General features: G+C 74.1%; 25 protein-coding genes and 1 riboswitch. Of the genes, 19 read left to right on the top strand and 6 right to left on the bottom strand.

Annotation, left to right across the window (positions count from 1 at the left end; all coding sequences use genetic code 11):
- Positions 1 to 78 precede the first annotated feature (78 nt).
- From EDF34_RS12455 to EDF34_RS12420, 8 genes are all read left to right on the top strand, one after another.
- Positions 79 to 672 carry a TetR/AcrR family transcriptional regulator gene (locus tag EDF34_RS12455; protein ID WP_199737871.1) on the top strand — a complete coding sequence of 198 codons (594 nt, stop codon included), beginning with the start codon at positions 79 to 81 and terminating at the stop codon, positions 670 to 672.
- Between the two features lie 25 nt (positions 673 to 697).
- Positions 698 to 1,876, top strand: a complete 1,179-nt coding sequence (locus EDF34_RS12450) for a pyridoxal phosphate-dependent aminotransferase (RefSeq protein ID WP_123371937.1) — start codon at positions 698 to 700, stop codon at positions 1,874 to 1,876.
- A gap of 66 nt (positions 1,877 to 1,942) precedes the next feature.
- Positions 1,943 to 2,242, top strand: coding sequence for a zf-TFIIB domain-containing protein (locus EDF34_RS12445; RefSeq protein WP_123371789.1), 300 nt, complete (start codon positions 1,943 to 1,945; stop codon positions 2,240 to 2,242).
- A 132-nt stretch (positions 2,243 to 2,374) separates the two neighbouring features.
- The gene (moeB, locus tag EDF34_RS12440) at positions 2,375 to 3,532 is read left to right on the top strand and encodes a molybdopterin-synthase adenylyltransferase MoeB (protein WP_123371788.1); all 1,158 of its coding nucleotides are present in this window, start codon (positions 2,375 to 2,377) and stop codon (positions 3,530 to 3,532) included.
- Positions 3,533 to 3,594: 62 nt separating this feature from the next.
- Positions 3,595 to 4,794 (top strand): gephyrin-like molybdotransferase Glp, encoded by a 1,200-nt coding sequence (gene glp / locus EDF34_RS12435; RefSeq protein ID WP_123371787.1) that lies wholly within the window; start codon positions 3,595 to 3,597, stop codon positions 4,792 to 4,794.
- 1 nt (position 4,795) lies between these two features.
- Positions 4,796 to 5,269 (top strand): cyclic pyranopterin monophosphate synthase MoaC, encoded by a 474-nt coding sequence (moaC, locus tag EDF34_RS12430; protein ID WP_123371786.1) that lies wholly within the window; start codon positions 4,796 to 4,798, stop codon positions 5,267 to 5,269.
- A complete protein-coding gene (locus EDF34_RS17880; protein WP_233575365.1) occupies positions 5,266 to 6,159 on the top strand; it encodes an NTP transferase domain-containing protein in 894 nt (297 codons plus the stop codon). Before moaC ends, EDF34_RS17880 begins: the two co-directional genes overlap by 4 nt.
- On the top strand, positions 6,156 to 6,389 hold the full coding sequence (locus EDF34_RS12420; RefSeq protein WP_123371785.1) for a MoaD/ThiS family protein: 234 nt from the start codon (positions 6,156 to 6,158) through the stop codon (positions 6,387 to 6,389). The genes EDF34_RS17880 and EDF34_RS12420 overlap by 4 nt, the downstream gene beginning before the upstream one ends.
- Before the next feature lie 56 nt (positions 6,390 to 6,445).
- Here EDF34_RS12420 and moaA read toward each other — a convergent pair whose 3' ends face one another.
- From moaA to EDF34_RS12405, 3 genes are read right to left on the bottom strand one after another with little or no spacing between them, the layout of a single operon-like run.
- Positions 6,446 to 7,432, bottom strand: coding sequence for a GTP 3',8-cyclase MoaA (gene moaA / locus EDF34_RS12415; RefSeq protein ID WP_123371784.1), 987 nt, complete (start codon positions 7,430 to 7,432; stop codon positions 6,446 to 6,448).
- Positions 7,429 to 7,845, bottom strand: coding sequence for a molybdenum cofactor biosynthesis protein MoaE (locus EDF34_RS12410; RefSeq protein WP_123371783.1), 417 nt, complete (start codon positions 7,843 to 7,845; stop codon positions 7,429 to 7,431). Before EDF34_RS12410 ends, moaA begins: the two co-directional genes overlap by 4 nt.
- Positions 7,842 to 8,315, bottom strand: coding sequence for a molybdenum cofactor biosynthesis protein B (locus tag EDF34_RS12405; protein WP_233575364.1), 474 nt, complete (start codon positions 8,313 to 8,315; stop codon positions 7,842 to 7,844). Before EDF34_RS12405 ends, EDF34_RS12410 begins: the two co-directional genes overlap by 4 nt.
- A gap of 124 nt (positions 8,316 to 8,439) precedes the next feature.
- Between EDF34_RS12405 and EDF34_RS12400 the strand changes: the two genes are divergently transcribed.
- The 11 genes from EDF34_RS12400 (at position 8,440) to EDF34_RS12350 (ending at position 22,098) form a co-directional block, all read left to right on the top strand.
- On the top strand, positions 8,440 to 12,714 hold the full coding sequence (locus EDF34_RS12400) for an FtsK/SpoIIIE domain-containing protein (RefSeq protein ID WP_123371782.1): 4,275 nt from the start codon (positions 8,440 to 8,442) through the stop codon (positions 12,712 to 12,714).
- A 90-nt stretch (positions 12,715 to 12,804) separates the two neighbouring features.
- Positions 12,805 to 13,101: a WXG100 family type VII secretion target gene (locus tag EDF34_RS12395; protein ID WP_123371781.1), complete on the top strand. Its 297-nt coding sequence runs from the start codon at positions 12,805 to 12,807 to the stop codon at positions 13,099 to 13,101.
- A 25-nt stretch (positions 13,102 to 13,126) separates the two neighbouring features.
- Positions 13,127 to 13,417: a hypothetical protein gene (locus tag EDF34_RS12390; RefSeq protein WP_123371780.1), complete on the top strand. Its 291-nt coding sequence runs from the start codon at positions 13,127 to 13,129 to the stop codon at positions 13,415 to 13,417.
- Complete coding sequence (locus tag EDF34_RS12385; RefSeq protein WP_123371779.1) at positions 13,414 to 14,889, top strand: hypothetical protein; 1,476 nt, start codon at positions 13,414 to 13,416, stop codon at positions 14,887 to 14,889. The genes EDF34_RS12390 and EDF34_RS12385 overlap by 4 nt, the downstream gene beginning before the upstream one ends.
- Positions 14,886 to 15,542 carry a hypothetical protein gene (locus tag EDF34_RS12380; RefSeq protein WP_123371778.1) on the top strand — a complete coding sequence of 219 codons (657 nt, stop codon included), beginning with the start codon at positions 14,886 to 14,888 and terminating at the stop codon, positions 15,540 to 15,542. Before EDF34_RS12385 ends, EDF34_RS12380 begins: the two co-directional genes overlap by 4 nt.
- A gap of 89 nt (positions 15,543 to 15,631) precedes the next feature.
- Positions 15,632 to 16,237, top strand: coding sequence for a hypothetical protein (locus EDF34_RS12375; protein WP_123371777.1), 606 nt, complete (start codon positions 15,632 to 15,634; stop codon positions 16,235 to 16,237).
- A 61-nt stretch (positions 16,238 to 16,298) separates the two neighbouring features.
- A riboswitch (glycine riboswitch) is annotated at positions 16,299 to 16,392 on the top strand.
- Positions 16,393 to 16,593: 201 nt separating this feature from the next.
- Positions 16,594 to 19,524 (top strand): aminomethyl-transferring glycine dehydrogenase, encoded by a 2,931-nt coding sequence (gene gcvP / locus EDF34_RS12370; RefSeq protein WP_370450071.1) that lies wholly within the window; start codon positions 16,594 to 16,596, stop codon positions 19,522 to 19,524.
- 23 nt (positions 19,525 to 19,547) lie between these two features.
- Entirely contained in the window at positions 19,548 to 20,669 is a 1,122-nt protein-coding gene (gcvT, locus tag EDF34_RS12365; protein ID WP_123371935.1) for a glycine cleavage system aminomethyltransferase GcvT, read from the top strand.
- Positions 20,670 to 20,715: 46 nt separating this feature from the next.
- The gene (gene gcvH, locus EDF34_RS12360) at positions 20,716 to 21,090 is read left to right on the top strand and encodes a glycine cleavage system protein GcvH (protein WP_123371775.1); all 375 of its coding nucleotides are present in this window, start codon (positions 20,716 to 20,718) and stop codon (positions 21,088 to 21,090) included.
- A gap of 268 nt (positions 21,091 to 21,358) precedes the next feature.
- Complete coding sequence (locus tag EDF34_RS12355) at positions 21,359 to 21,595, top strand: LuxR C-terminal-related transcriptional regulator (RefSeq protein ID WP_123371774.1); 237 nt, start codon at positions 21,359 to 21,361, stop codon at positions 21,593 to 21,595.
- A gap of 41 nt (positions 21,596 to 21,636) precedes the next feature.
- Positions 21,637 to 22,098 carry a (deoxy)nucleoside triphosphate pyrophosphohydrolase gene (locus EDF34_RS12350; protein ID WP_123371773.1) on the top strand — a complete coding sequence of 154 codons (462 nt, stop codon included), beginning with the start codon at positions 21,637 to 21,639 and terminating at the stop codon, positions 22,096 to 22,098.
- Here EDF34_RS12350 and EDF34_RS12345 read toward each other — a convergent pair.
- The 3 genes from EDF34_RS12345 to EDF34_RS12335 form a co-directional block, all read right to left on the bottom strand.
- Positions 22,058 to 23,173 carry a MalY/PatB family protein gene (locus EDF34_RS12345; protein ID WP_233575362.1) on the bottom strand — a complete coding sequence of 372 codons (1,116 nt, stop codon included), beginning with the start codon at positions 23,171 to 23,173 and terminating at the stop codon, positions 22,058 to 22,060. The two genes, EDF34_RS12350 and EDF34_RS12345, sit on opposite strands and share 41 nt — an antisense overlap.
- Positions 23,174 to 23,403: 230 nt before the next feature.
- A complete protein-coding gene (metE, locus tag EDF34_RS12340) occupies positions 23,404 to 25,722 on the bottom strand; it encodes a 5-methyltetrahydropteroyltriglutamate--homocysteine S-methyltransferase (RefSeq protein WP_123371771.1) in 2,319 nt (772 codons plus the stop codon).
- Between the two features lie 6 nt (positions 25,723 to 25,728).
- Positions 25,729 to 26,769 carry a methylenetetrahydrofolate reductase gene (locus tag EDF34_RS12335; RefSeq protein WP_123371770.1) on the bottom strand — a complete coding sequence of 347 codons (1,041 nt, stop codon included), beginning with the start codon at positions 26,767 to 26,769 and terminating at the stop codon, positions 25,729 to 25,731.
- Between the last annotated feature and the right edge of the window lie 26 nt (positions 26,770 to 26,795).

The following is a 26,795-nucleotide window of genomic DNA, read 5'->3' as shown; positions in this document are numbered from 1 at the left end:
GTGGAGAGAGCCTCCGGTTAAAACTATACGGAGGCTGCCTCCGGTTATGCAAGTGTTCTCTGCCAGGAGGTGTGCCGCGTGGGTCAGCAGGGCGCGACGACGACGTCTCGACCGTTGCGCGCGGACGCCGCGCGCAACCGCGAGAAGCTGCTGTCTGCCGCCCGCGTGATGTTCGACGAGCAGGGCACGGACGCGTCGCTCGAGGAGATCGCCCGCCGCGCCGGCGTGGGGGTCGGCACGCTCTACCGGAACTTCCCGACCCGGATCGAGCTCATCGAGGCCGTCTACCGGCACAACGTCGACGAGCTCTGCGCGTCCGGCGCCCGGCTGGCCGACTCCCTGGAGCCTCGTGCGGCGTTCGAGGCCTGGCTCCTCGAGTTCGTCGCGTACGCGGGTTCGAAGCGGGGGCTGGCGGGCGCGTTGCGTGCCGCACTGGGCGACGACGCGTCGCACGTGTTCGCCGACGTCCACGACCGTCTCACCTCGTCGGGCGACCTGATGCTGCACGCGGCCCAGGCCGACGGCACCATCCGGGACGACGTCGAGACGATGGACGTGCTGCGCGCCGTCTCGGGCGTCTGCATGGCGGCGCCGGACTGGCGCGACCCGGCCAAGACGCAGCGTGCGCTGCGGATCGTCCTCGACGGCCTGCGGTACCGCCCGGCCGACTGACGCCCCGGGGTGAACAATGGCGCCCGTGAAGGTCGCCGCGAGAGCCCACGTCCCGCCGTTCGCCGTGATGGAGATCCTGGCCGCCGCCAACGCGCGCCGAGCCGCCGGCGAGCACGTGCTCAACCTGTGCGCCGGCGAGCCGTCGACCGGTGCCTCCGACGTGGTGCGCAACCGGGCCATCGAGCTGCTCACCGCGGGCGACCTCGGGTACACCGAGTCGCTCGGCGCCCCCGGGCTGCGCGCGGCCATCGCCCAGCACTACTCCGACTGGTACGGCGAGGCGGTCGACCCCGCGCGCGTCGCGGTGACCACGGGGTCGTCGGGCGGGTTCGTGCTCGCCTTCCTCGCCGCGTTCGACGTGGGCGACCGGGTCGCCCTGGCCAGGCCGGGATACCCCGCCTACACGAACATCCTCCGCGCCCTCGGCTGCGAGGTCGTCGAGCTGCCGTGCGGGCCGGAGACCCGGTACCAGCCGACCGTCGCGCAGCTCGAGGCCCTCGACGAGCCCATCGAAGGGCTCGTCATCGCGAGCCCGGCCAACCCGACGGGCACGATGATCGACGCCGGCGAGCTGGCCGCACTGGCGCAGTGGTGCGGCGAGCACGGCGTGCGGCTGATCAGCGACGAGATCTACCACGGCATCGTCTACGCCGGCGGTTCCGTCCCGACCGCCGCGTCCTACCTGGACCGCGGGGCGGTCGTCGTGAACTCCTTCTCCAAGTACTGGGCGATGACGGGGTGGCGGCTCGGGTGGCTCGTGCTGCCCGACGACCTCGTCGCGCCCGTCGACGCGCTCGCGGGGAACGTCGCGCTGTGCCCGCCCGCGCTGGCGCAGCACGCCGGGGTCGCCGCGTTCTCGGCGGACGGCATGGCGGCGGCGCGGGACAACGTGACCCGGTACGCGGCCTCGCGCGCGCTCCTGCTCGAACGGTTGCCGGAGCTGGGGTGGACCCGGGTCGCGCCCGCCGACGGCGCGTTCTACCTCTACGCCGACGTCTCGTCGTCCGGCCTCGACTCGATCACCTGGTGCGCGCGGCTGCTCGACGAGGCGGGCGTCGCGCTCACGCCCGGTACGGACTTCGACCCCGTGGACGGGCACCGGTGGGTGCGGCTGTCGTTCGCGTCGTCGGTCGAGGTGGTGCGCGAGGCCGTGGACCGGATCGTCGCGTGGCAGGGGTCGCTGGGTCGTTCGTCGGGCACCTGACGCCGCGTTCGTCCGTTGGGTCCTGGTGACGGCACACGCCGTCGTCTCCTGCGGAAGGACGAACCCATGCGCTGCCCCGTCGACCAGGCCGAGCTGGTGATGTCCGAGCGGCAGGGGGTGGAGATCGACTACTGCCCCACGTGCCGCGGGGTGTGGTTGGACCGCGGCGAGCTGGACAAGATCATCGACCGGGCACCGTCGTCGGCGCCCTCGTCCGTCCCCGCGCCGGCCCGGTACTCCGACGAGCGGCGGTACTCCGAGGACCGGCGCCCATCCGACGACCGGCGCTACGACTCGTCCGGCCAGGCGCCGCGCAAGAAGAAGAAGGAGTCGTGGCTCGGGGACCTGTTCGAGTTCGGCGGCTGACCCGCGCGTCCCTACCCGCCCCCCTTGTGACGAGAGTGGCTGGTGGGACCTCATCGGGTGGTCACGAGTGCGCCACCATTACAAGAGGGGCGGATCCTGAACCGTGCGCGGCCCGCGACGTAGGTTGAGGGCGTGATCCCGCTCGTCGCACCCGGTCCGCCGCTCACGCCCGAGCAGACGGCTCGCGCCTCGCGCCACCTGCTGCTGCCCGGCATCGGCGTCGAGGGGCAGCGGCGGCTGCGGGCGGCGCGGGTGCTCGTCGTCGGGGCCGGGGGGCTCGGAGCGCCCGTGCTGCAGTACCTCGCGGCCGCGGGGATCGGCACGCTCGGCGTGGTCGACGACGACGTGGTCGACGTCAGCAACCTCCAGCGGCAGGTCATCCACGGCACCGCCGACGTCGGCCGGCTCAAGGTCGACAGCGCGCGGGGGGCCATCGCGGACCTCGACCCGTCCGTCGCGGTCGAGACCCATGCCGTGCGCCTCACCGCGGCGAACGCCGACGCGATCCTCGGCGCGTACGACCTCGTCGTCGACGGGACCGACAACTTCCCCACCCGCTACCTCGTCTCCGACGCGTGCGAGCGGCTCGGCCTCCCCGTCGTCTGGGGCTCGGTGCTGCGGTTCGACGCGCAGGTCTCGGTGTTCTGGTCCCGGCCGCCGGCCGGCCCGGGCGTCACCCTGCGCGACCTCTTCCCGACGCCTCCCGCCCCGGACGAGGTGCCGTCGTGCGCCGAGGCCGGGGTGATCGGCGCGTTGTGCGGGCAGGTCGGTTCGGTGCTGGCGACCGAGGTGGTCAAGCTCGTGACGGGCGTCGGCGAGCCGCTGCTCGGGCGGGTGCTGGTGATCGACGCGCTGCGGGCGCGGTGGAGCGAGGTGCCACTGGTGCGGTCGTCGGGCCGGCGCGCCGTCGATGGTCCCGACGCTGTGAGTGGAGCGTCCGTGCCCGACGATGGTGCGGTGACTGCTGACGGTGCACCCGACGACCGCGTCCCGACGATCTCCGCCGCCGCGCTCGCGCTCCGCCTCGCGGACCCGGCCGACCCGCTCGTCCTCGTCGACGTCCGCGAACCGGCCGAGGCCGCGCAGGCGTCGATCCCGGGCGCCCGCCTGATCCCGCTCGGCCGGGTGATGGACGGCAGCGGCATCGCCGACCTCCCGCGGGACCGCGAGGTCGTGGTCCACTGCGCCGTGGGCGGCCGGTCCCTGGTCGCGGCCGAGGTCCTGCGCGCCGCGGGCGTCGACGCCACCAACCTCGAGGGTGGCATCCACGCCTGGCTCGCCCTGCCCTGACCGGCACGAGCACGTGGCAGGATCGCTGCTCACCGTCGAGAGGGACCGTCGAGAGGACCGTCGTGCGACCGTTGGACGAGCACCGCGCGGCAGCCCTCGCGCTCGCCGAGCCGCTGCCCGCGGTCGAGGTGGGGCTGGCGGACGCGCTGGGCCTGGTCCTGGCCACCGACGTGCGCACCGACGAGCTGCTGCCCCGGTGGGACAACTCCGCGATGGACGGCTACGCCGTGCGGCGTGCCGACGTCCTCGCGGTCCCGGTCGTCCTGCGGGTGGTCGCGGACCTGCCGGCAGGATCGCCCGACGAGCCCGCCCTCGAGCCCGGCACCGCGGCCCGGATCATGACGGGCGCGCCGCTGCCGCCCGGGGCAGACGCCGTCGTCCCGGTCGAGGTGACGGACGCCGGCGCCGCGACCGTCGAGATCCGCGTCGCCCCCGAGCCGGCGGCGCACATCCGGCGGGCGGGCGAGGACGCCGTCCCCGGTGACCTCGTCCTCGCGGCGGGTGCGCTGCTGGGTCCGGCTCACGTCGCGGCGCTGGCGTCCACGGGCCGGTCGACGGCCCTCGTCCACCGCCGACCGCGGATCGCGGTCGTCTCCACGGGCGACGAGCTCGTGCCACCCGGTACCGCACTGCGGCGGGGCCAGCTCCCGGACTCCAACTCCTGGCTCCTGGCCGCCGCGGTCACCGAGGCGGGTGCCGTCGCGGTCCGGCTCGGTCCCGTCGGCGACGACCCGGCTGCGCTCCTCGAGCTGCTGCACACGCTCGACGCCGACCCGACGGTCGACGGGATCGTCACGTCGGGAGGCGTGAGCATGGGCGAGTACGACGTGGTCAAGGCCGCGCTCCTGTCCTCTCCGGGCGTCGAGTTCCTGCCCGTCGCCGTGCAGCCCGGCAAGCCGCAGGGACTCGGCCGGTTGCCGGGCGGGACGCCGATCTGGACGCTGCCGGGCAACCCCGTGAGCTCGTTCGCGTCGTTCGAGATGTTCGTGCGGCCCGCCATCGGGCGGATGCGCGGGCTCGCGTCCGTCGAGCGCCCGGCCGTCCGGGCCGTGGTCGACGAGGGCTGGCGGACACCGCCCGGGCGCGCGCAGCTCATGCCGGTCCGCTTCGTCGACTCTGGCCATGTCGTGCCCGCCACCGCGCGCGGGTCCGGTTCCCACCTCGTCGCGCGCCTGGCCCTCGCCGAGGGCCTCGCCGTCGTCCCCGCCGAGGTCGACGAGGTCGTCGTCGGCGCCTCCGTCCACGTCCTGAAGGTGACCTGACATGAGCGACTTCACCCACCTCGACTCGGCCGGCCACGCCCGGATGGTCGACGTGACGAACAAGCAGCCGACCGTCCGCGCGGCCACCGCCTCCGGCCGGGTCGTGTGCGGGCCGGACGTCGTGGCGGCGCTGCGCTCGGGCGACGTGCCCAAGGGCGACGTGCTCGCCGTGGCGCGGATCGCCGGCATCGCCGCCGCCAAGCGCACCGCGGAGCTGCTGCCGCTCGCCCACGTGATCGGCGTGCACGGTGCGGTCGTCGACCTGTCCGTCGAGGACGACGGCGTGCACATCAGCGCGACCGTGCGGACCGCCGACCGGACCGGGGTCGAGATGGAGGCGTTGACCGCGGTGTCCGTGGCCGCGCTGGCCGTGGTGGACATGGTCAAGGGGCTCGACAAGTCCGTGTCGATCGCGGACGTGCGGCTGGAGGCGAAGACCGGCGGGAAGTCGGGCGACTGGCGGCGCCCGGAGTGAGCGCTCCCTTCGACGCCGTCGTCCTCGCCGGCGGGGGCGCTACCCGGTTGGGCGGCGTGGTCAAGGCCGACGTCGAGGTCGGCGGGCGGGCGCTGCTCGACCACGTGCTCGCGGGACTCGCCTCGGCCTCAGCGGTCGTGGTCGTCGGTCCCCCCGCCGTGGCACGGCCCGGGGTCGCGCGCGTGCTCGAGGACCCTCCGGGTGGCGGGCCGGTCGCCGGGCTCGCCGCGGGTCTCGCTCACCTGGACGGGTCGGCCCCGCTCGTCGTCGTCCTGGCCTGCGACATCCCTCGCGGCGCGGCAGCGATCCCGGTCCTGCTCAGCGCCGTGGCCGAGTCCGACGGAGCACGGCTCGTCGCCGACGGCCGGCCGCAGCACCTCGTCGCCGTCTACCGCCGCGACGCGCTGGACGCCGCCCTCGCCCGCCTCGGCGACCCGACCGGTGCCTCGATGCGGGCGCTCGTCGCCGGCCTCGACCTGGTGGACGTGCCCGACCCCGACGACCTCGGAGCCGACGCCGACACCTGGTCCGACGTTCGTCGCCTCGACGCCTCCCTGCGTGGCACGATCGAACCTCCCGACGGCCCCTCGACGCGACGGAGCACGACCATGAGCCAGGACCCACGCCGCGCACCCGGCGCCGACCTGCCGCAGTGGGTCGACCGCCTGACCACCGAGATCGGCGTGGACCGTTCGCTCGTCGACGTCGACCGGATCCTCGAGCTGGCCAGCGACGTCGCGCACCAGGTCGCGCGGCCCGCCGTGCCCGTGACGCTGTTCGTCGCCGGGCTGGCCTCGGCCGGCGGGTCGCCCGAGGACGTCGAGCGGATCCTGCGGATCGTCGAGCAGCACGCCCAGCAGTGGGCCTCCGGGCTGGACGGCTCCGCGTGATCACCGTGCGCTACTTCGCCGCGGCGGCTGAGGCGGCCGGGGTCGACACCGAGCAGGTCGCCGCCGGGTCCGCCGGAGAGGTCGCCGCTGCGCTCGTCGCGCGGCACCCGGCGCTCGGCGCCGTGCTCGGGCGGTGCGCGCTGCTCGCGGACGGGGTGCGGGTCGAGGGCGACGGCCTCGTCGCGGCCGGGGCGACGCTCGACGTCCTGCCGCCGTTCGCGGGCGGCTGACGCCCGGCCGCTGACGCCTGGCCGCTGACGCCCGCCATTGTCAGCCGGTGTGCCGCTCAGCCGCCGATCGCGCTCATCGGCCGGTCCGGCTGGTGGAACCCGGGCTCGCCGATCCCGTGCCCGGCCTTCTTGCCCGCGAGGCACCGCAGGTAGGCGTCGACGAGGTCGGCGTCCGTGCCGCCCTCGCGCAGGATCTGGCGGGTGTCGACCTCGGCCTCGGAGAACAGGCACGCGCGCAGCTGTCCGTCGGCCGTGAGGCGCAGCCGGTCGCACGCACCGCAGAACGGTGCCGTCACGCTCGCGATGACGCCGACGGTCTGCGGCCCCCCGTCGACGTACCAGAGCTCCGCCGGCGCGGCGCCGCGTCCCTCCACCTCGGTCAGCGTGAACTCGCTGCTCAGGCGCTCGAGGATCTCGGCCTGGGTGACCATCTGCACGCGGTCCCAGGTGTGTCCGCCGTCGAGCGGCATCTGCTCGATGAAGCGCATCTGGTAGCCGCGGTCCACGGCGAACCGGGTCAGCGCGACGACCTCGTCGTCGTTGACACCCCGCATGGCCACGGCGTTGATCTTCACCGGGCTCAGTCCTGCGGCGTCGGCCGCGGCGATGCCCGCGAGCGTCTCGACGAGTCGGTCGCGGCGAGTCAGCTCCATGAAGCGGGAGCGGTCGAGGGTGTCGAGGCTGATGTTGACCCTGCTCAGGCCGGCGTCCTTCAGCGGCGCCGCCAGGGCGGGCAGGCGCAGCGCGTTCGTCGTGATCGAGACCTCGGGTGCGTTCGGCAGCGCGGTCAGCCGGCGGACGATGTCGACCACGTCGACCCGCAGCAGCGGCTCTCCGCCGGTCAGCCGGATCTCGGTGATGCCGTTCTCGACGCCCACGCGGGCCACGCGGATGATCTCGTCGGTGCTGAGCATCGTCGAGCGGGCGAGCCACGGGACACCCTCGGCGGGCATGCAGTAGGTGCAGCGCAGCGAGCAGCGGTCGGTCAGCGAGATCCGCAGGTCATGGTGCGGTCGGTTGAAGCGGTCGACGAGCGTCGTCATTGCATCCCCACCCAGACGTGCGATCCGTTCTCGAGGATCTCACGCTTCCAGACGGGCAGCTCGGCCTTGACCATCTCCACCAGCCGACGGCAGGCGTCGAACGCCGCGGCCCGGTGCGCGCTGGACACCGCGGCGACGATCGCGGCCTGCCCGACCTCGAGGTGGCCGACCCGGTGGCTCACGGCGACGCCCAGGACCCTGTCCTCCGCAGCGATCGCGTCGACGATGCTGCGCAGCACGCGCTCGGCGTCGGGGTGGGCCGAGTACTCGAGCGCGACGACCCGGCCCTCGACGGACGGGTCGTGGTCGCGGACCAACCCGGCGAACGTCGCGACGGCGCCGGCGACCGGGGTGCTGACGTGTTCCACGTGAAACAGCAGGTCCAGCGGCTCGTCGGCGATGCGCGCGATCATCCGTGATCGCCCCCGGCGAGCTGGTCGACGAGGTGGGGAAGGAGGGGAAGGACGGCTGCGAGGCCCTCGGTGACGCCGCCGGGTGAGCCGGGCAGGTTCACGACGACCCTGCCGTCGGCCGTGACCCCGGCGAGCCCGCGGGACAGCACTGCGGTCGCGACCGATCCCGAGCGCCGGAGCAGCTCCGGGATGCCGGGCAGCTCACGCACGAGGAGCGGCCGCGTCCCCTCGGGCGTCTCGTCGCGCGGCCCGACGCCCGTGCCCCCGGAGGTCAGGACGACATCGGCACCTACGGCCGCTTCGATCGCGGCTCGCACGGAGGCCGCTCCGTCCGGCACGACGCGGACGTCCACGGCGTACCCCGCGGCCTCGAGCAGCTCGCGCGCGGCGGGCCCGGACCGGTCCTCGCGCACGCCGGCGGCCGAGCGGTCGGAGACGACCACGATGACGGCGCTGCGGGTAGAGGGCACGCGGCCAGAGTAACCACGGGCCGCGACTGTCCTCCGGCCTCGTCCACAGCCCGCCGACCTGGGGACAACCGCCGACGGGCCGGCGCGAGGGCAGCTAGCGTCCCGCCGATCGGAAGGAGGTCGGATGCGGACGAGGCTCACGGTCCTGCGCGGGGACGAGGCGTGCGACGTCGTGGTCACGACGGACGCCGACGCGACCGTCGGCGACGTCGCGGACGCCCTCGCGCGGGCGATGGGGCAGTCGCTCGGGTCGACCCTGCGGGTCGTCCACGCCGGTGAGGTCGACGGCTGGGCGCTGCCTCGCGGCGCGGTGGCGGTCGAGGTGGCGCTGCGCGCCGGCTCCGTCGTCACCCTCGTCGACCCGGCTCACGACGATGCCGTCGCCGGCGCCAGGGTCCAGGTGCTCACCGGGCCGGCGGCGGGGCTCGACGTCGAGGTGCCGCGCGGCCTGGCGACGCTCGGTCGCGGCGAGGACAGCGACGTCGTGATCGACGACCCGATGGTCTCGCGCAGCCACGCGCGCGTGCTCGTCGGGGCGCACGTGGAGATCGTCGACGCGGGATCCTCGAACGGGGTCGTCGTGGGTGGTGGTCGGGTGGACCGGGCCGTCGTCGGCCCGTCCGACTACGTGCTGCTCGGAGACTCCGTGCTCCGTGTGACGCCGCTCGCGCCCGACGACCGCGACGACTCGGCGGTCGTGATGTTCAACCGGTCCCCGCGCCTCGCCGCGGCGTTCGGGGCGCGCACGGTCGAGGCGCCGACCCCGCCCGAGCCGCCGACTCCCGCCAAGCTGCCGCTGCTCGCGCTCGTCGCGCCGCTGCTCCTGGGCGTGGCGCTCTTCGCGGTCATGCGCAGCACCCTCACGCTCGTCTTCCTGGCCCTGAGCCCGGTCATCATGGTCGCGACGTTCGTCGACCGGCGCCGCGGCGACCGCCGGCGCCAGCGCGAGCAGGCTGCGCAGTTCGCGGCGGAGGTTGCCGCGCTGGACCGTGAGCTCGACGCCGACGAGGAACGGGCTGCGCGGCTCGCGGAGATGCCGTCCACCGCCACCGTCGTGGCCGGCGCGCGGGCCCGAAGCCCCGTCCTGTGGTGCCGCCGGCCGGAGCACGCGACGTTCCTGGCCGTGCGTCTCGGCGTCGGGAGCGCCGTGTCGCGCACGACGGTCCGGCTTCCCGGTCGCGGCCGGGCCACGACCGAGCTGTGGTCGATGCTCACCGACGTCCGCGACCGGCACGCCGAGGTCGCGGGCGTGCCGCTCGTGGCTGACCTGCGCGCCGTCGGCGCCGTGGGGGTCGCGGGGCCGGCGTCGAACGAGGTCGCACGGGCCCTCGTCGTGCAGCTCGCCGGGCTGCACTCGCCGGCGGAGCTGGTGATCGCCGCCGTGGCGTCGCCGTCCAGCCAGGTGTCCTGGGAGTGGCTGGCGTGGCTCCCGCACGTCGAGTCCGCGCACAGCCCGCTCGGCGGTCCACACCTGGCCGCGCACCCGGCGGCTGCATCCGTGCTGGTCACGAGCGCGGAGGAAGTGGTCGCGGCGCGTGGGGCGTCGAGCGGGGTGCTGCCAGCGGTCCTGCTGGTCGTCGAGGACGACGCGCTCGCGGACCGAGGCCGGCTCGTCAGGCTCGCCGAGACCGGTCCTGCCGTCGGCGTCCACGTGCTGTGGCGCGCCGACGTCGTCGACCGGCTGCCTGCCGCCTGCCGAGCCTTCGTCGCCGGAGCGGCGGATGGCTCGTGGTGCGTCGGGACCGTCGCGGACGGCGCGCGGGTGGACGCGGCCGTCGAACGGGTCGGGACCGACGAGGCCACCGACTTCGCGCGCGGACTCGCGGCAGTGGTCGACTCGGGCGCCCCGGTGATCGACGAGACCGACCTCCCGCGCAGCGTCGGCTTCGTCGCGCTGGCCGGCGCGGAGGTCGCCGAGAGCCCGGCGGCGGTCCTGGAGGTGTGGCGAGAGACCGGGTCGGTCCTCGATCGGGACGGGCCGCCGGTCCGGCGGCGGCGCGACGCCGGGCTGCGAGCGCTCGTCGGGCTCGGGTCCGGCGGCCAGTTCGTGCTCGACCTGCGTGCCCAGGGGCCGCACGCCCTCGTGGGTGGGACGACCGGCGCGGGCAAGAGCGAGCTCCTGCAGGCGTGGGTGCTCGGGCTGGCGACCGCCCACAGCCCCGACCGGGTGACGTTCCTGCTCGTCGACTACAAGGGCGGCGCAGCTTTCGCCGACTGCGTGGACCTGCCGCACTGCGTCGGCCTCGTCACGGACCTGTCGCCGCCCCTGGTCCGCCGCGCGCTCGCCTCGCTGCGGGCGGAGCTGCGGCGGCGCGAGCACCTGTTCAACCGCAAGGGCGTCAAGGACCTGCTCGAGCTCGAGCGCAGCGGCGACCCGGAGACGCCGCCGGCGCTGGTCATCGTGGTCGACGAGTTCGCCGCGCTGGTCGCCGAGGTGCCGGAGTTCGTCGACGGGGTCGTCGACGTCGCTCAGCGCGGCCGGTCGCTCGGTCTGCACCTGATCCTCGCGACCCAGCGTCCGGCCGGTGTCATCAAGGACAACCTGCGCGCGAACACGAACCTGCGCGTGGCGCTGCGGATGGCCGACGAGCACGACTCGACCGACGTGCTCGGGTCCGCGCTCGCGGCGGGCTTCGACCCCGGGCTCCCCGGGCGCGCGGCGGTGCGGACAGGGCCCGGGCGCGTGTCGATGTTCCAGTCGGCGTACCCGTCCGCGCGCTCCGGTGGCGCCCCCCGGCGGCCGACCGTGCGCATCGAGTCGCTCGCGTTCGGCCCGGCCGTCCCGTGGGACGTCGCGCCCGTCGTCAGCGAGCCCGACGACGACACGCCCACGGACATCGCGAGGGTCGTGGCGACCGTCCGCGCGGCCGCGCTCGACATCCCGCCCCCGCGTCGGCCCTGGCTCCCCGAGCTGCCGGCCGTCGTCGGCCTCGAGGCAGCGCTCGACGGGATCGTGCTGGGCATCGCCGACCGTCCCGCTCAGCAGGAGCAGCACGTCGTGTGCTGGCGGCCCGACGAGGACGGCTGCCTCGCCGTGCTCGGTACGGGAGGATCGGGGAAGTCGACCCTGCTGCGGACCGTTGCCGCGTCCGCGGCCGGCGAGAACGCCCACGTCTACGGCCTCGACCACGGGTCGGGCGGGCTCGCGATGCTCGACGTCCTGCCGCACGTCGGTGCGGTGATCGACGGCGCCGACACCGAGCGCACGGTCCGCCTGCTCCGCCGCCTCCGCGACCAGCTCGACGAGCGGGCCACCCGGTTCGCCGCGGCGCGCGCGGGGACGCTCACCGAGTACCGAGCCCTCGCGGGTCGGCCCGACGAGCCACGGGTGCTGCTCCTCGTGGACGGCCTGGCCGCCTTCCGCGAAGCCTACGAGGCGGATGCCGGGCGCACCGGCGCGTGGGCCGCGTTCCAGCGCATCGTCGTCGAGGGCCGGCCGCTCGGCATCCACGTGGCGATGTCCGCCGAGAGGCCGGGGGCGCTGCCGACCTCGCTGTCGGGCAGCGTGCAGCGCCGGCTCGTGCTCCGGCAGGCCGACGAGTCCGCGTACGGCGTGCTCGGGATCCCCAAGGACGTGCTCGGCCCCGCGTCCCCACCGGGCCGCGGCGTGTTCTCCGGCGAGGTCGACGAGCTCCAGGTGGCCGTCCCCGGCGCGGCCGCGAGCCCCGCGGAGCAGGCCCGGGCACTCGTGGCCCTCGCCGCCCGGGTGCGACGGGATCGCCCGCCGGAGGCCGTGCGTCGCCTTCCGACGTTCGTCGCGCAGGCGGACCTGCCCGTGGAGGTCGACGGCCTGCCGGTCCTCGGCGTCGCCGACGACACCCTGCAGCCGCTGGGATTCACGCCGCGCGGCACCTTCGTGCTCGCGGGACTGCCAGGGAGCGGCAGGACGACGGCCCTCGGCGCGATCGCCGAGGCGCTGCGCCGCTGGTCGCCGGGCACGCCGCGTTACTACGTGGGCAACCGGCGGTCGCCCGTGCACGCGGCGGCGGGCTGGACCGACGTGGCGCTCGACGCCGACGACGCGGCCGCGCTCGCCCGCGCGATCCTGCCCTCGCTGTCGAGGCCGGACCGGCTCGTCGTCATCATCGTCGAGGGTCTGGGCGACTTCCTCGGCGGCCCGGCCGAGCAGCCGCTCACGGACGTCGTCCGCGCTGCCCGGCGGGGTGACCACCTGGTCGTCGCCGAGGCCGAGACGAGCGCGTGGGGATCATCGTGGCCGCTCGTCGCGGACGTGCGCGCCGGCCGCCGGGGCCTCGTCCTGCAGCCCGACTCGCTGGACGGCGACGCCCTGTTCCGCACGGCTTTCCCGCGCATCGCCCGCGCCGAGTTCCCCCCGGGACGCGGCGTCTACGTCGAGGCCGGGCGCCAGCACCGGGTGCAGGTGGCCGTCCCCGGGTAGGGCTGTGGAAAACCGGGACGAAGCGGACGCGAACTCTCCTACGGTGCAGCCAGGCGGAGACCTCCGCCGCACGGACCACCGGGAGGAACCATGGCCAACCTCGACGTCTCCTACTCCGAGATGCGTGACGCGGCGACGCGGCTCAGCACGGGTCAGGACGACATCACCACCAAGCTCAACGAGCTCAAGGGCTTCATCGAGGGGCTGATCTCCTCGGGATTCGTCACCGACCAGGCCTCGGTGACGTTCGGGGAGTCCTACCGGAAGTTCACGCACGGGGCGACCGAGCTGATGGGCGGTCTGTCGAGCCTCGGCGACTACCTGCGCAAGGCGTCGGACGCCCTCGAGGACACGGACAAGCAGCTCGCGTCCGCACTGCGCGGCTGACGCACGGCCGACGAGGGGGCGAGGCATGGGCGACCGGTTGATCGTCGACACCGACGGCCTGCGCGAGGCCGGCACGGCGCTGCGGTCCGTCGCGGAGGAGTTCGACGCCGCGGACGCACGCAGCGACGCAGTCGCTGAGGATGTCGGGCACGACGAGCTGGCCGGCGCGATCCGGGACTTCGCGCACGGCTGGGACGACCGGCGCGCGGACATGGTCCAGGGCGTGGCCGAGCTGGCACGGTCGTGCGAGGGGATCGGCGGCGCGTTCGAGGACCTCGACCTGCAGTTCGCCGCGGTGCTGCGGGGGGACGCGTGAGCGAGTCGTGGTTCCCCCTCGCGCCCGCCGATCCCGTGCCGGGTGACCCGCGCGTCGTGCGCCGGGCGTCGGAGCGGTACGAGGACGTCGCGCTCGCCATCGCCACTGCGGCGGGCCGACTGCGAGAGATCGCCGCACAGCGCCACGACGTCTCCGAGGCGGTCGAGGCCATCGCGACCAAGGCCGGTGACGTCGCCGACCAGATCGGCCGCGCCCGTGGGCGGTACGCAGTCGTCGGGCGGGCCCTGGGTGCGTACGCCGTCCGGCTGGACGCGGCACAGGGTGCTGCCCACGCCGCGTTGCGGGCCGGGCGGAGCGCCGACGAGGACCGCCAGGACGCCGATGCTCGCGTCGTCGCGGCCCGGGCCGCCCTCGAGGTGTCCACACCCGACGACCTGCCCGCCAGGACCCGGGACCTCGAGCGAGCACGGGCCGACCAGGACGGCGCCGACCGTGCCCTGGATGCAGCGCGAGCCGACCTCGAGCGCGCGGTGCTGGCGCGCGACGCGGCCGCCGAGACCGCGGCGACCGCGATCCGCGGTGCCCTGCACGACGGGCTCGACGACGGGTGGTGGCAGGACTGGGGCAAGGCGGTGCTGACGACGATCGCCGCGGTCGCCGACGTGGTCGCCAACGTCTGCGGACTGCTGGCACTGGTGTTCTGCTGGGTGCCGGGGCTCGGCGAGCTGTTCGCGCTCGCGGCCCTCTTGGCGGCGGCGGTGAAGCTGGCAGCGGACATCGTCCTGGCCATCTCGGACGACGACGTGACCTGGGGAGACGTCGTCTGGGATGCGGCCGGCCTGATCCCCGGTGGTCTGGGCAAGGGCGTGGGGACGATGGCGCGCACCACCACGCGAGCCGCGGCCGGGACGGCCCGGCGAGAAGCCGGCCTGATCGCCTCGAGGCCCCCGGGGTCGCGCCCGCCCGGTGCTCCGGGCGGCGGCAGCTCGTGGGACGTCATCCAGAACCTGGCCGGCGGCCCCGCGTCCACCCTGAGCCGCCACGAGGCCACCGAAGCGATGGGGTCGGCGAGCGGTCGAGCCGCCTTCAAGGACGCACTGGATCCACGCATCGAGTTCAGGGCCTACCGCGACGGCCGCTCGATCACCGGGTCCAAGACCCTGCGCGAGTGGTGGGCCGACAGCCGCGGGGCGACGTTCGCCGTCCGCATGCTCGGCGACCCCGCGCTCGCGAAGGACCTCCACGCGGTCAACGCGATCTCGCCGAACCTCCTGGATGTCTCTGCCAGTACGGCAGACGCGGTCCGACGATCCCTGCGCTGGCGACGCGCGGCCGCCGGGGCCTACGGCGTGACCGCGTCCGACGCATTGTTCGGTCCGCAGGACTTCTCCGACTGGGCGTTCGACACCGACAACTACGCCCCGGGTGGCTACCACGCGGGGCAGAGCCTGTGGAACGTCCACCAGGACGGCGACGCCCGACGGGTCCTCGACGTGGCGCCGGGCCGATGACCGGGAGCGCGCTGGAGCCGACACCGATCGCCCTGTACCTCCCGGACGACTGGTGGATCGTCGACGTGGCCTCCGAGCCCGCCCGTGAGCGCTCGATCGCCGCGCTGGTCGCCCGGCAGGTGGGCCGCGCTGACGACCGGGCCGCGCTGCGCGCCGAGATTCGCACCGCGCTGGGCAAGCAGGCGAGGGACGCGGCCCGGGCGGGCGCGTTCCTGCTCGCGATCTCGCTCATGCAGGTCGGCGAGGCTCGCCTCCCCGCGGCGCTCGCGGCGTACCGGCTCCCGCGCTCGGGGGGCGGCGAGCTGCACTCGCTTGAGCGAGCCTTCGCGCCGTTGCCGTCGGACGGCCTCGAGCTGGTGGTCGCCGATCGGGGGTCCGTGCTGCGCCGGACGTGGGTCGATCGCGCGACCGCCCGCGAACCTGCGCCTGACACCCGGGTCTTCCGCGCCGACTACTGGCTCGACCTTCCCGGCGCCGCCGAGATCGTCCTGCTCACGTTCAGCACCCCTCTCGTCGAGGCGGCCGACGCGTTCCTCGAGCTCTTCGACACCATCGTCGACACGGTCGACGCCTCCACCGGGGCCAGCGCCCGCGAGGTCGACACTCTCGTGGAGCACCTGCGGCGCGCCGGCGGATCCGTGCCACGGCGCTGATCCGGTGGCGGCGCGTGACGACAGACGCGACAGCTTCCCCGCGTACCGTGACCAGGCCCGACGTGGGTGACGCGACGTGAGGAGTGACGATGGGCAAGGCACGTCCGCCCTGGCTGCTTCCGGCCGCGCTCGTGAGCGCGATCGGCCTGGTGACCCTAGCGGTGTCCGTCGGTCGCGCGGCGCCCGACGAGCGGGCTCACGCGCTGCTCGTCGCGGCGATCACGGTCGTGGTCCTCGCGGTGATCGTGACGGCGATCGTCGTGCCGATCACCCGCGCGAACCATCGCCGGGTGCGCCGCGTCGCCCAGGAGCGCCCGGGGTGGGACCTGGCCGCCGCGTGGGCCGACGGGACGCTGGGCGATGCCCTGCGGGAGCTCGGCGCGACCAAGCCGCTCCCCCAGGGGTCGGGCGACGCGATCGTGCTTGCCTGGTCGGGCGAGGGCGTCGAGCTCTGGGACGGCGGCAAGCCGCCGGTCCGCCTGCTCGCCCTGCCGTGGCGGGACGTGGTGCAGGTGACGGGCACGCGCGCCCAGGCGGGCACCATGGTCATGAACGGCCTCGCGGTGACCGTCCACAGTGGCGTGGCGCTCGTCCTGTGCCCGAGCCGCCAGCTCTCGGGCGGGATCGCCGGCGCGAGCGAGCTCCAGGTCGAGCAGCTGGCGGATCGCCTGCGAGCGCACGCAACCACCCACTGACACACCCGCGACGGCCGGCGCCCGCGCCCGGTACCCTGGCCGGACAACTGAACACGCTGCTCGAACCGCGGCGGGAGAGATCCCGCGCGTGTAGCGGGACGCCGAAGGAGAAACCTCCCCGGGAAACTCTCAGGCCCCTGTACCGCCGCGGCGAGGCAACTCTGGAAAGCGGCCCGGCGACGGGCCCACCGACGGTGCAAGCCGGCGCGCCCCGAAGCCCCGAGAGGGCGTGGCGGACCGGCAAAACTCTCAGGTCGTGTGCCCGCACACGGATGACAGAGCGGGGAGCCCACCGTCCGCCCCGACGTCAGTCGGGCGAGCCCCCAGCGGAGCAGCACGTGACGAATCCTCAGTTCATCTCGGGTATCAACGTCGGCACAGCCGAGTCGGTCCCCACGACCGCCGTCGAGCACACGCCCGCCGCCGTCGAGTTCGCCGACCGCCACATCGGTCCGCGCGGGACCGAGACCGCGCGGATGCTCGCGACGGTCGGCTACGAGAGCCTCGATGCGCTCATCGACGCCGCCGTTCCCGAGTCGATCCGCAGCGGCCGCCCGCTGGACCTGCCCGCCGCGCGCAGCGAGGTCGAGGTGCTCGCCGCGCTGCGCACCATCGCGGGCAAGAACAAGGTCCTCACCTCGATGATCGGCCAGGGCTACTCGGACACGATCACGCCGGCGGTGATCCGCCGCAACGTGCTCGAGTCGCCCGCCTGGTACACCGCCTACACGCCGTACCAGCCGGAGATCAGCCAGGGTCGCCTCGAGGCGCTGCTCAACTTCCAGACGATGGTCACCGACCTCACCGGCCTGGACATCGCCAATGCCTCGCTCCTCGACGAGGCCACCGCGGTCGCCGAGGCCGTCGCCCTCATGTGGCGCGGCCAGCGCAACAAGGCCGGCACCGTGATCCTCGACGACCAGCTGTTCGGCCAGTCGCTCGCCGTGACGCTCGGGCGCGCGCACGCCATCGGGCTGCCCGTCGTCGTCGCCGACCTGTCCCAGGGGCTGCCCGAGGTCGAGGGCGACCTGATCGGCGTCGTCGTCCAGCAGGTCGCCGCCTCGGGCGAGGTCCGCGACCTGACGTCGGTGATCGCTGCCGCGAAGGCCCGCGGCGCGCTCGTCACCGTCGCCGCCGACCTGCTCGCCCTCACGCTCCTGACCAGCCCCGGCACGCTCGGCGCCGACGTCTCGGTCGGGTCCGCGCAGCGGTTCGGCGTCCCGCTGTTCGGCGGCGGCCCGCACGCCGCGTTCATGGCGGTCCGCACCGGCCTCGAGCGCATGCTGCCCGGCCGCCTCGTCGGCGTCTCGATCGACGCCGACGGCGCCGCCGCGTACCGGCTCGCGCTGCAGACCCGCGAGCAGCACATCCGCCGCGAGAAGGCGACGAGCAACATCTGCACCGCGCAGGCGCTGCTCGCGATCGTCGCGTCGATGTACGCGGTCTACCACGGTCCCGACGGCCTGCGGGCGATCGGCGAGCGCGTGCACGGCTACGCCCGCTGGATCGCGAAGGCGCTCGAGGACCACGGCGTCGAGGTCGAGCACGCGGCGTACTTCGACACCATCCGTGCCGTCGTCCCGGGTCGTGCGCGCGACGTCGTCGCTGCGGGTGTGCGCCAGGGGGTCAACCTGTGGGCGCCCGACGACGACCACGTCCAGATCTCGTGCGACGAGGCGACCGACGAGGCAGCCGCGCAGGCGGCGTTCTGCGCGTTCGTCGTCAGCGGGGTGACCGACATCGAGTCCGACGGGAGCGGCAACCGCCACTTCGTCCTGACCAGCGCCCAGGCCGCACCGCTCCCGGACGCGCTCCGCCGCACGGACGCCTACCTCACGCACCCGGTCTTCCACCTGCACCGCTCCGAGACCGCGATGCTGCGCTACCTGCGCAAGCTCTCCGACAAGGACCTGGCCCTCGACCGCACGATGATCCCGCTCGGCTCGTGCACGATGAAGCTCAACGCCACGGTCGAGATGGAGCCTATCTCCTGGCCCGAGTTCGCGAGCATCCACCCGTACGCCCCGGCCGACCAGACGCAGGGCTACGCCGAGCTCGTCACGCAGCTGCAGGACTGGCTCGCCGAGATCACCGGCTACGCAGCCGTCAGCGTCCAGCCGAACGGCGGCTCGCAGGGTGAGTTCGCCGGCCTGCTCGCGATCAAGGCGTTCCACGCGGCCAACGGCGAGGCGCGCGACATCTGCCTCATCCCGGCCAGCGCGCACGGCACCAACGCGGCGTCGGCGGCGCTCGCGGGCATGCGCGTCGTGGTGGTCGCCACGGCCGACGACGGCGAGATCCAGCTCGACGACCTGCGCGCCAAGCTCGAGCAGCACGGCCCGGCGGTCGCCGCGATCATGATCACCTACCCCTCCACGCACGGTGTGTACGAGGAGCACGTCCGCGAGGTGTGCGACCTGGTCCACGCCGCGGGCGGGCAGGTCTACATCGACGGCGCCAACCTCAACGCGCTCGTCGGCCTCGCACGGCCCGGCGAGTTCGGCGGCGACGTCAGCCACCTCAACCTGCACAAGACGTTCTGCATCCCGCACGGCGGCGGCGGCCCAGGCGTCGGCCCGGTCGCGGTCGCGGCGCACCTCGCGCCCTACCTGCCCGGCGACCCGACGCCCGGCGCGACCAACGCGGTCGCTCCGGTCAGCGCCGCGCCGTGGGGCTCCGCCAGCATCCTGCCGATCTCGTGGGCGTACGTCGCGCTCATGGGCCCGGACGGGCTGCGGACCGCGACCGAGACCGCGGTGCTCGGCGCCAACTACCTGGCCACGCGCCTGCACGAGCACTTCCCCGTGCTCTACACCGGCCCGGCCGGCCTCGTCGCGCACGAGTGCATCCTCGACATCCGCGAGATCACCAAGGCCACGGGCGTCACGGCCGAGGACGTGGCCAAGCGGCTCATGGACTACGGCTTCCACGCCCCGACGCTCAGCTTCCCGGTCGCGGGCACGTTGATGATCGAGCCGACCGAGTCCGAGGACCTGGGCGAGCTGGACCGCTTCGTGGACGCGCTGGTCGCGATCCGCGGCGAGATCGACCAGATCGCCGCGGGCGTCTGGCCGGTCGAGGACTCCCCCCTGCGGGGTGCCCCGCACACGGCCGCCTCGGTGTCGTCGGACGTCTGGGAGCACGCGTACGGCCGCCAGACCGCCGCCTTCCCCGTCGCGAGCCTGCGCGCCGGCAAGTACTGGCCGCCCGTGCGCCGCATCGACGGAGCCCGCGGCGACCGCAACCTCGTCTGCTCGTGCCCGCCGGTCGAGGCGTACGCGGAATGACCGACGCTGTGAAGGAGACCGAGATGACCGACGTCCTGTCCCCGCTGCACGACGAGCACGTCGCGCTGGGTGCCGCGCTGACGAGCTTCGCCGGCTGGCAGATGCCGCTGCGCTACTCCTCGGACATCGCCGAGCACCAGGCGGTGCGCACCGCGGCCGGCCTGTTCGACCTGTCGCACATGGGTGAGCTCGAGATCAGCGGCCCTGACGCCGGGCGCGCGCTGGACGGCGCTCTCGTCGGGAACCTCTCGGCGCTCGCGCCGGGTCGCGCCCGCTACACGATGATCTGCGCGGAGGACGGGGGCGTCATCGACGACCTCGTCGTCTACCGGCTCACGCAGGACCGCTACCTCGTCGTCGCCAACGCCTCCAACGTCGACGTCGTCCGCGACGCGCTCGTCGAGCGGCTGGCCGGCGACGCGACGCTGGACGACCAGTCGCTCACCACCGCGCTCGTCGCCGTGCAGGGCCCGCTCGCCGAGCAGATCGTCACGTCCCTGACCCCGCAGGCCGACGCCGTGAGCGCGCTGAAGTACTACGCCGCGGTCGACGCGACGGTCGCGGGCATCGACGCGCTCGTCGCCCGCACCGGGTACACGGGCGAGGACGGCTTCGAGCTGTTCGTGCCCGCCGAGCAGGCTCCCACGCTGTGGGCCGCGCTCCTCGAGGCCGGCACGCCGCTCGGCCTGGTCCCCGCCGGGCTCTCGGCGCGCGACAGCCTGCGCCTCGAGGCCGGGATGCCGTTGTACGGCAACGAGCTCGACCGCACGACCACCCCGCACGACGCCGGGCTGGGCCGCGTGGTCAAGCTCGACAAGGTGGACGACGAGGGGAACCCCGTGCCCTTCGTCGGCCGCGAGGCCCTCGCCGCGCGCGGCGAGGCGCAGCCCACGCGCCAGCTCGTCGGGCTGCAGGGCCTGGGCCGACGAGCGGCCAGGCACGGCTACCCCGTCACCACGCCGGCCGGCGAGGTGGTCGGCGAGGTCACGTCCGGCGCCCCCTCGCCCACGCTCGGCCACCCGGTCGCCATGGCCTACGTCTCCCCGAAGCACTCGGCCGAGGGCACCGAGCTGCTCGTCGACGTGCGCGGCCGTGGAGAACAGGTGCGCGTGGTGCCCCTTCCCTTCTACCGTCGTCCTCGGTAGAACCGAGTCACACCCAGCCCAGCCCGCACGCCGAGAGAGAAGCCCCATGACCGTCGAGCTGCCCGCCCACCTGCACTACACCGTCGAGCACGAGTGGCTCGACGACGCGTCGCCCGCCACGATCGGCATCACCTCGGTGGCCGCCGACGCGCTCGGCGACATCGTCTACCTCGAGCTGCCGGCCGTCGGCGAGTCCCTCACGGCGGGCTCGGTCATCGGCGAGATCGAGTCGACCAAGTCGGTCTCCGAGCTCTTCTCCCCCGTGAGCGGCACGGTCGCCGAGGTCAACCAGGCCGCGATCGACGACCCGTCGCTGGTCAACTCCGACCCCTTCGGCGCCGGGTGGCTGCTCAAGGTCGAGGTCACCGAGACCGGACCCGTCCTGACGGCCGAGGCCTACGCGGCCCAGTCCGCGGGCTGAGACCTCCCTCGGCAGATTGCGGCCATACGGGGGAATCGTGACGGCCCGATAGAGTGAATGGCCGCAGGATCCAGGGCTCGGTGTATCTACCTCGAGGTACTCGGTTCATTGTTGACGGCAGAACACACGCCGCGGTGGGGGCAGCGAGGCACGACGAGACAGGTTTCGAAAGTGGCGTCATAACCACTCTCGGGCCCGCTCTCATCCGGTACTCAGCCCCATCGTGGGCCCGGCGCAGACCGGGAACACGTCAGAACCGGAGGACATCATGACCATCCTGGACACGAGCGAGCAGGCCACCTCGGCCGTCACCGTCTCCCTCACGCGCCGCGAGCGCGTCGTCCTGGCCGAGCTGGGCGAGGACGTCACGCTCGAGGAGATCGCCACCCGCCTGTTCGTCACGCGCAACACCGTGAAGTCGCAGGTCCGGAGCGTCTACCGCAAGATCGGCGTGTCGACCCGCTCCGAGGCCGTGGCCTGGGCGATCGAGCACGGCATCCGCTGACCGACTCCGAGCCGGGCCGAGCGCCTGGCAGACTCGCGCGCATGACCGAACCGGTGCTCGTCGTCGCGGCCGCCATCGTGGACGACCTCGACGACCCCCGAGCACTGCTCGCCGCTCGTCGCGCCGTGCCCGCGTCGCTCGCGGGCCGGTGGGAGTTCCCGGGCGGGAAGGTCGAGGTCGACGAGGACCCCGTGGACGCGCTGCACCGTGAGCTCCGTGAAGAGCTCGGGGTCCGGGTCGAGCTGGGCGCCGAGATCGTCGGGCCCGACGACGGTGCGTGGCGACTCACCGAGACGTACGTGATGCGCCTCTGGTACGCGGAGCTGGCCGAGGGCGTGCCCGCTCCGCTCGTCGAGCACGACGAGGTCCGGTGGCTGGCCGCGGGGCGGTGGCTGACGGTGCCGTGGCTGGACGCCGACGTGCGGATCGTCGAGGCGATCAGCAGCATCAGCCCGGCCGCCGTCAGCCCAGCGCGAGCCGCATCCGCCGCACCGCCTCCGTGAGCGTCGCCGTCGACGCCGCGAGGTTGAGGCGCACGTACCCCTCGGCGGCAGCGCCGAACGTCGCACCGTCGTTGACCGCCAGGCGACCGTGCTGCAGCAGGCGCCTCGACGGCTCGGCACCGTAGGCGCGCAGGTCGATCCACGCGAAGTAGGTCGCGGCGGGCGGCTCCCACCGGGCCTTCGGGACCTGTGCCGCGAGCAGGTCCTCGACGAGAGCCTGGTTCGCACGCAGCCCGTCGAGCACCTCTGCCAGCCATGACCGCCCTTCCGCGTACGCGGCGGCGTGCGCGATCGTGCCGAGGTGGCTCACCCCGTGCCGGATGATCTCGGGCAGGCGCGCCAGGTCGTCGACCGCGTCGGGGCCGGGCACCGCGACCGCGGACTTCAGGCCCGCGAGGTTGAACGCCTTCGACGCCGAGTGCAGCGCGATGGCGTCGGGGATGACGGTCGTCGTCGGGGTGAAGGCGCCGCGCAGGACGAGCGGGGCGTGGATCTCGTCGGCCACCACACGCACCCGGTGCCGCCGCGCGAGGTCTCCGACCGCCCCGAGCTCGTCGGAGGTGTGCACCGCGCCCGTCGGGTTGTGCGGGTGGCAGAGCAGGTACGCGCCGCCGCTGGCCCGGGCGAAGGCCGAGTCGAGCACGTCGAGGTCGAGCCGGCCGTCGTCGCCGAGCGGCGCGCGGACCACTCGTCGGCCCGCGTGCTCGATGAACTGCGCGAACGGCGGGTAGACGGGCGGGTTGATGACCACCGGGGCGCCCCTCTCGGTGACGAGCGACAGCACCTCCGCGGCGCCGATCATCACGTCCGGCACCGACCGAGTCGTGGCGGCGTCGATCTCCCACCCGTACAGCTCCTGGACGAACGGGGCCAGCGCCTCGCCGTTGAGGCCCTCGGCGTCGTATCCCGTGTCGCCGAGCCGCATCGCCTCGGTGACCGCGCGGACCACCGGCGCGGGTTGCGGCACGTCCATCTCCGCGACCCAGCAGGGCAGCACGTCCGGCGGGTACTGGCTCCACTTGATGCTGGTGCGCTCGCGGAGCTCGACGAGGGGGACGGTGTCGAAGATCGTCACCGGTCCGACGCTAGCCGACCCATCCCGCCGCACTTGGTGCGGGAGTTGCCCCCCGGGGCGGCGGACGGCCTCAGGGGTCGACTCCCGCCACAAGTGCGGCGGGATGCGTCGTGTCGACGAGCCGAGCGGGGGCGGATCGAGCGGGGACGAGCCGAGCGGGGCGGGCCGGCCGGAGCGGGGACGACGAAGGCCCCGGCCGCGCATGGCGGGCCGGGGCCTTCGGGGACGCGTCAGAGCGTGGCGCGGACCGTGCGGGTCGCCGCCAGGATGCGCTCGAGCGAGGGGGTGACCTCCTCGTAGCGGCGGGTCTTCAGGCCGCAGTCCGGGTTGACCCAGAGCTGGTCGACCGCGATGGCCTTGACCGCGTCGGCGAGCAGCTCGGTGACCTCGGCCTCCGAGGGGACGCGCGGCGAGTGGATGTCGTAGACGCCCGGGCCGACGGCGCGCGGGTAGCCCGCCGCGGCGATGTCGCCGAGAATCTCCATCTTCGAGCGCGCGGCCTCGATGGACGTCACGTCGGCGTCGAGGCCGTCGATCGCGCCCATGATCTGGCCGAACTCCGAGTAGCACAGGTGCGTGTGGATCTGGGTGTCCTCGCGCACGCCCGCCGTCGAGAGGCGGAACGAGCGGACCGACCAGTCCAGGTACGCCGCGTGGTCCTCGGCGCGCAGGGGCAGCAGCTCGCGCAGGGCGGGCTCGTCGACCTGGATGATCGCGATGCCGGCGGCCTCGAGGTCGTTGATCTCGTCGCGCAGCGCGAGCCCGACCTGGTTGGCGGTGTCCCCGAGCGGCTGGTCGTCGCGGACGAAGGACCAGGCCAGGATCGTCACCGGGCCGGTGAGCATGCCCTTCATGTGCTTCTGGGTCAGCGACTGCGCGTACTGCGCCCAGGCCACCGTGATCGGCGCCGGGCGGGACACGTCGCCCCACAGGATCGAGGGGCGGGTGCAGCGCGAGCCGTACGACTGGACCCAGCCGTTCTCGGTCACGGCGAACCCGTCGAGGTTCTCCGCGAAGTACTGCACCATGTCGTTGCGCTCGGGCTCGCCGTGCACCAGCACGTCGAGGCCGATCTGCTCCTGCAGCTCGACGACGCGGGCGATCTCCGCCTTCATCTCGTCCTCGTACTGCCCCGCCGTCAGCTCGCCCTTGACGAAGGCCGCGCGGGCCTTGCGGATCTCGGGCGTCTGGGGGAACGAGCCGATCGTCGTGGTCGGCAGCGGCGGGAGGTCGAGGCGCTCGGCCTGGGCCTTCTTGCGCGTCTCGAAGTCGCCGCGGTTGAACGCGTCCTCGGTGAGGGCGGCCACCCGGTCACGGACCTCGGGACGCACCACGCCGGGGGCGGTCTTGCGGGAGTTCACCGCGTCGGAGGCCTCGAGCAGCTGCTCGTGGATGGCCTCGCGGCCCTCGGTCAGGCCCTCGGCGAGCACGACGACCTCGCGGACCTTCTGGTCCGCGAACGCGAGCCAGCTCTTCAGGGTCGCGTCGAGGTTCGGCTCGTCCTCGGTGGTGTGCGGGACGTGGAAGAGGCTCGTCGACGTGCCGACGGTGACCGCGGCGGCGCCGAGGTTCTCCAGGCGCTCGAGGATCGCGAGCTTCGCGTCGAGGTCGGCGCGCCAGATGTTGTGGCCGTCGATCACGCCGGCCACCAGCGTCTTGGTCTCCAGGCCGGGGACGGCCTCGGCGGGGACGTCGCCGCGGACCAGGTCGATGCCGATGGCCTCGACGTCGGTCGCCGCGAGCACGGGCAGCGCCGCGCCCAGGTCGCCGTAGGGGGCCGCGACGAAGATCGCCGGGCGGCTCTCCGCGCCGGTCAGCACGCCGTAGGCCTCGACGACGGCCGCGAGCAGACGCTCGGCGGGAACTTCGATCGAGTCGGAGACGAGCGCCGGCTCCTCGAGCTGCACCCACGTGGCGCCCGCGGCGGCGAGCTCGGCCAGCAGCTGCACGTAGACCGGCAGGATGTCCTGCAGGCGGTCGATGGGTGCGAAGTCCTCGGGCGAGCCCTCGGTGGCCTTCGCCAGCGCGAGGTAGGTGACCGGGCCGACGATGACGGGCCGCGTGACGACGCCCTCGGCGAGGGCCTCCGCGAACTCACGGACCGGGCGGTCGCTCGAGTAGCTGAACACGGTCTCGGGGCCGATCTCCGGCACCAGGTAGTGGTAGTTGGTGTCGAACCACTTGGTCATCTCGAGCGGCAGGTCGTCGCCGCGGCCGCGGGCGACCGTCGAGTAGCCGGCGAGGTCCAGGCCGCCGTCGGTGACGAGGTCGGCGAAGCGGGCCGGCACGGCGCCGACGACGGCCGTCGCGTCGAGCACGTGGTCGTAGAACGAGAAGGCGCTCGGGATGGCCGGGACGTCGGTGGGCAGGCCGAGCTCGGCCAGGCGGGTGCGGGTGCGGCGGCGCAGGTCGGCGGCGGTGGCCTCGACCTCGTCGGCCGACGTCTTGCCGGCCCAGAACGCCTCGATGGCCTTCTTGAGCTCGCGACGCGGCCCGATGCGCGGGTAGCCGAGGACGGAGCCGGCCGGGAACTGGGGGACGTTGCTCATGGGAGATCAGCCTTCGGGGGTAGTCGGTACTGAGGGCACGGGGTCAGGGGCTGCACCGGTGCGGGACGAGGTGCCCGCTCCGCCGTGCAGCTGCGCGCCCTCGAGGAGGTCGAGGGCCGCGTGGTGCTTGTTGAACGTGTAGACGTGGACGCCGGGCGCCCCACCGTCGAGCACGCCGTTGATCAGGTCGATGCCGGCGCGGATGCCGCGCCGGTGCTGGTCGGCCTCGCCGTCGGCGTTGCCCAGCAGGTCGAGGAGCGACCGTGGCACCGGGACGCCGGTGAGCTCCTGCACGCGCAGCAGGCGGGCCGGGTCGGTCGTCGGGATGATGCCCGGGATGATCGGGATCACGACGCCGGCCTCGCGCGCCTCGGCGACCAGACCGAGGTAGGCGTCGGCGTCGAAGAACACCTGCGTGATGGCGAAGTCGGCGCCGGCCTCCTGCTTGGCCAGCAGCGAGGCGACGTCCTGCGCACGGGTGCCCCCGGTCGCGGCGTTGCCCCGCGGGAAGGCCGCCACCGAGATCGACAGGGGACGCACGCGGGCGCGCACGGCCTGCGACGGGCTGGCGATGCAGCGCTGCGACTCGATCTCGCGCAGCAGCTCGACCAGCTCCCCGGCGGTGTTCAGGCCCTCCGGGTGCGGCTGCCAGTCGGGCTGGTCCACGGGCGGGTCGCCGCGCAGCGCGAGGAACGAGCGCACGCCCTCGTCGAGGAACTCCTCGACGATCGCGGTCACCTCGGCGCGGCTGGTCCCCACGCAGGTCAGGTGCGCGATCGGGTTGAGGGTCGTCTCGCGCAGCAGCTGGGTGACGAGCGTGCGGCTGGTCTCCCGCGTCTTGCCCGAGGCGCCGTACGTCACCGAGACGAAGTCCGGACGGACGTCCTCGATGGCGCGGATGGTCTCCCACAGCCGGGGTGCGGCGTGCGGGTTGCGGGGCGGGAACAGCTCGAACGAGACCGTCGGCCGGTCCACCGACGCCAACGGGCGCAGTGCGGGCGCGGCGTGCACGGCCGGGGTGCGCGGTTCCACGGTCGCGGCGCTCACGCGGCGGACCCGAGGGTGCTCAGACA

This window comes from Cellulomonas sp. PhB150 (assembly GCF_003755175.1).
Classification (GTDB): domain Bacteria; phylum Actinomycetota; class Actinomycetes; order Actinomycetales; family Cellulomonadaceae; genus Cellulomonas.
Note: the sequence above shows the minus strand (reverse complement) of the source record. Positions and strands in the feature narration are given on the sequence as shown.

Bases quoted from the DNA above. Each gene is read 5' to 3' on its own strand.
- EDF34_RS12355 (WP_123371774.1), top strand. From the start codon at position 21,359: ATGACCATCCTGGACACGAGCGAGCAGGCCACCTCGGCCGTCACCGTC.
- EDF34_RS12390 (WP_123371780.1), top strand. From the start codon at position 13,127: ATGGGCGACCGGTTGATCGTCGACACCGACGGCCTGCGCGAGGCCGGC.
- EDF34_RS12445 (WP_123371789.1), top strand. From the start codon at position 1,943: ATGCGCTGCCCCGTCGACCAGGCCGAGCTGGTGATGTCCGAGCGGCAG.
- EDF34_RS12395 (WP_123371781.1), top strand. From the start codon at position 12,805: ATGGCCAACCTCGACGTCTCCTACTCCGAGATGCGTGACGCGGCGACG.
- EDF34_RS12410 (WP_123371783.1), bottom strand. From the start codon at position 7,845: ATGATCGCGCGCATCGCCGACGAGCCGCTGGACCTGCTGTTTCACGTG.
- moaC (WP_123371786.1), top strand. From the start codon at position 4,796: ATGAGCGACTTCACCCACCTCGACTCGGCCGGCCACGCCCGGATGGTC.
- EDF34_RS12400 (WP_123371782.1), top strand. From the start codon at position 8,440: ATGCGGACGAGGCTCACGGTCCTGCGCGGGGACGAGGCGTGCGACGTC.
- gcvT (WP_123371935.1), top strand. From the start codon at position 19,548: ATGACCGACGTCCTGTCCCCGCTGCACGACGAGCACGTCGCGCTGGGT.
- EDF34_RS12380 (WP_123371778.1), top strand. From the start codon at position 14,886: ATGACCGGGAGCGCGCTGGAGCCGACACCGATCGCCCTGTACCTCCCG.
- metE (WP_123371771.1), bottom strand. From the start codon at position 25,722: ATGAGCAACGTCCCCCAGTTCCCGGCCGGCTCCGTCCTCGGCTACCCG.
- moaA (WP_123371784.1), bottom strand. From the start codon at position 7,432: ATGACGACGCTCGTCGACCGCTTCAACCGACCGCACCATGACCTGCGG.
- EDF34_RS12350 (WP_123371773.1), top strand. From the start codon at position 21,637: ATGACCGAACCGGTGCTCGTCGTCGCGGCCGCCATCGTGGACGACCTC.
- EDF34_RS12375 (WP_123371777.1), top strand. From the start codon at position 15,632: ATGGGCAAGGCACGTCCGCCCTGGCTGCTTCCGGCCGCGCTCGTGAGC.
- gcvH (WP_123371775.1), top strand. From the start codon at position 20,716: ATGACCGTCGAGCTGCCCGCCCACCTGCACTACACCGTCGAGCACGAG.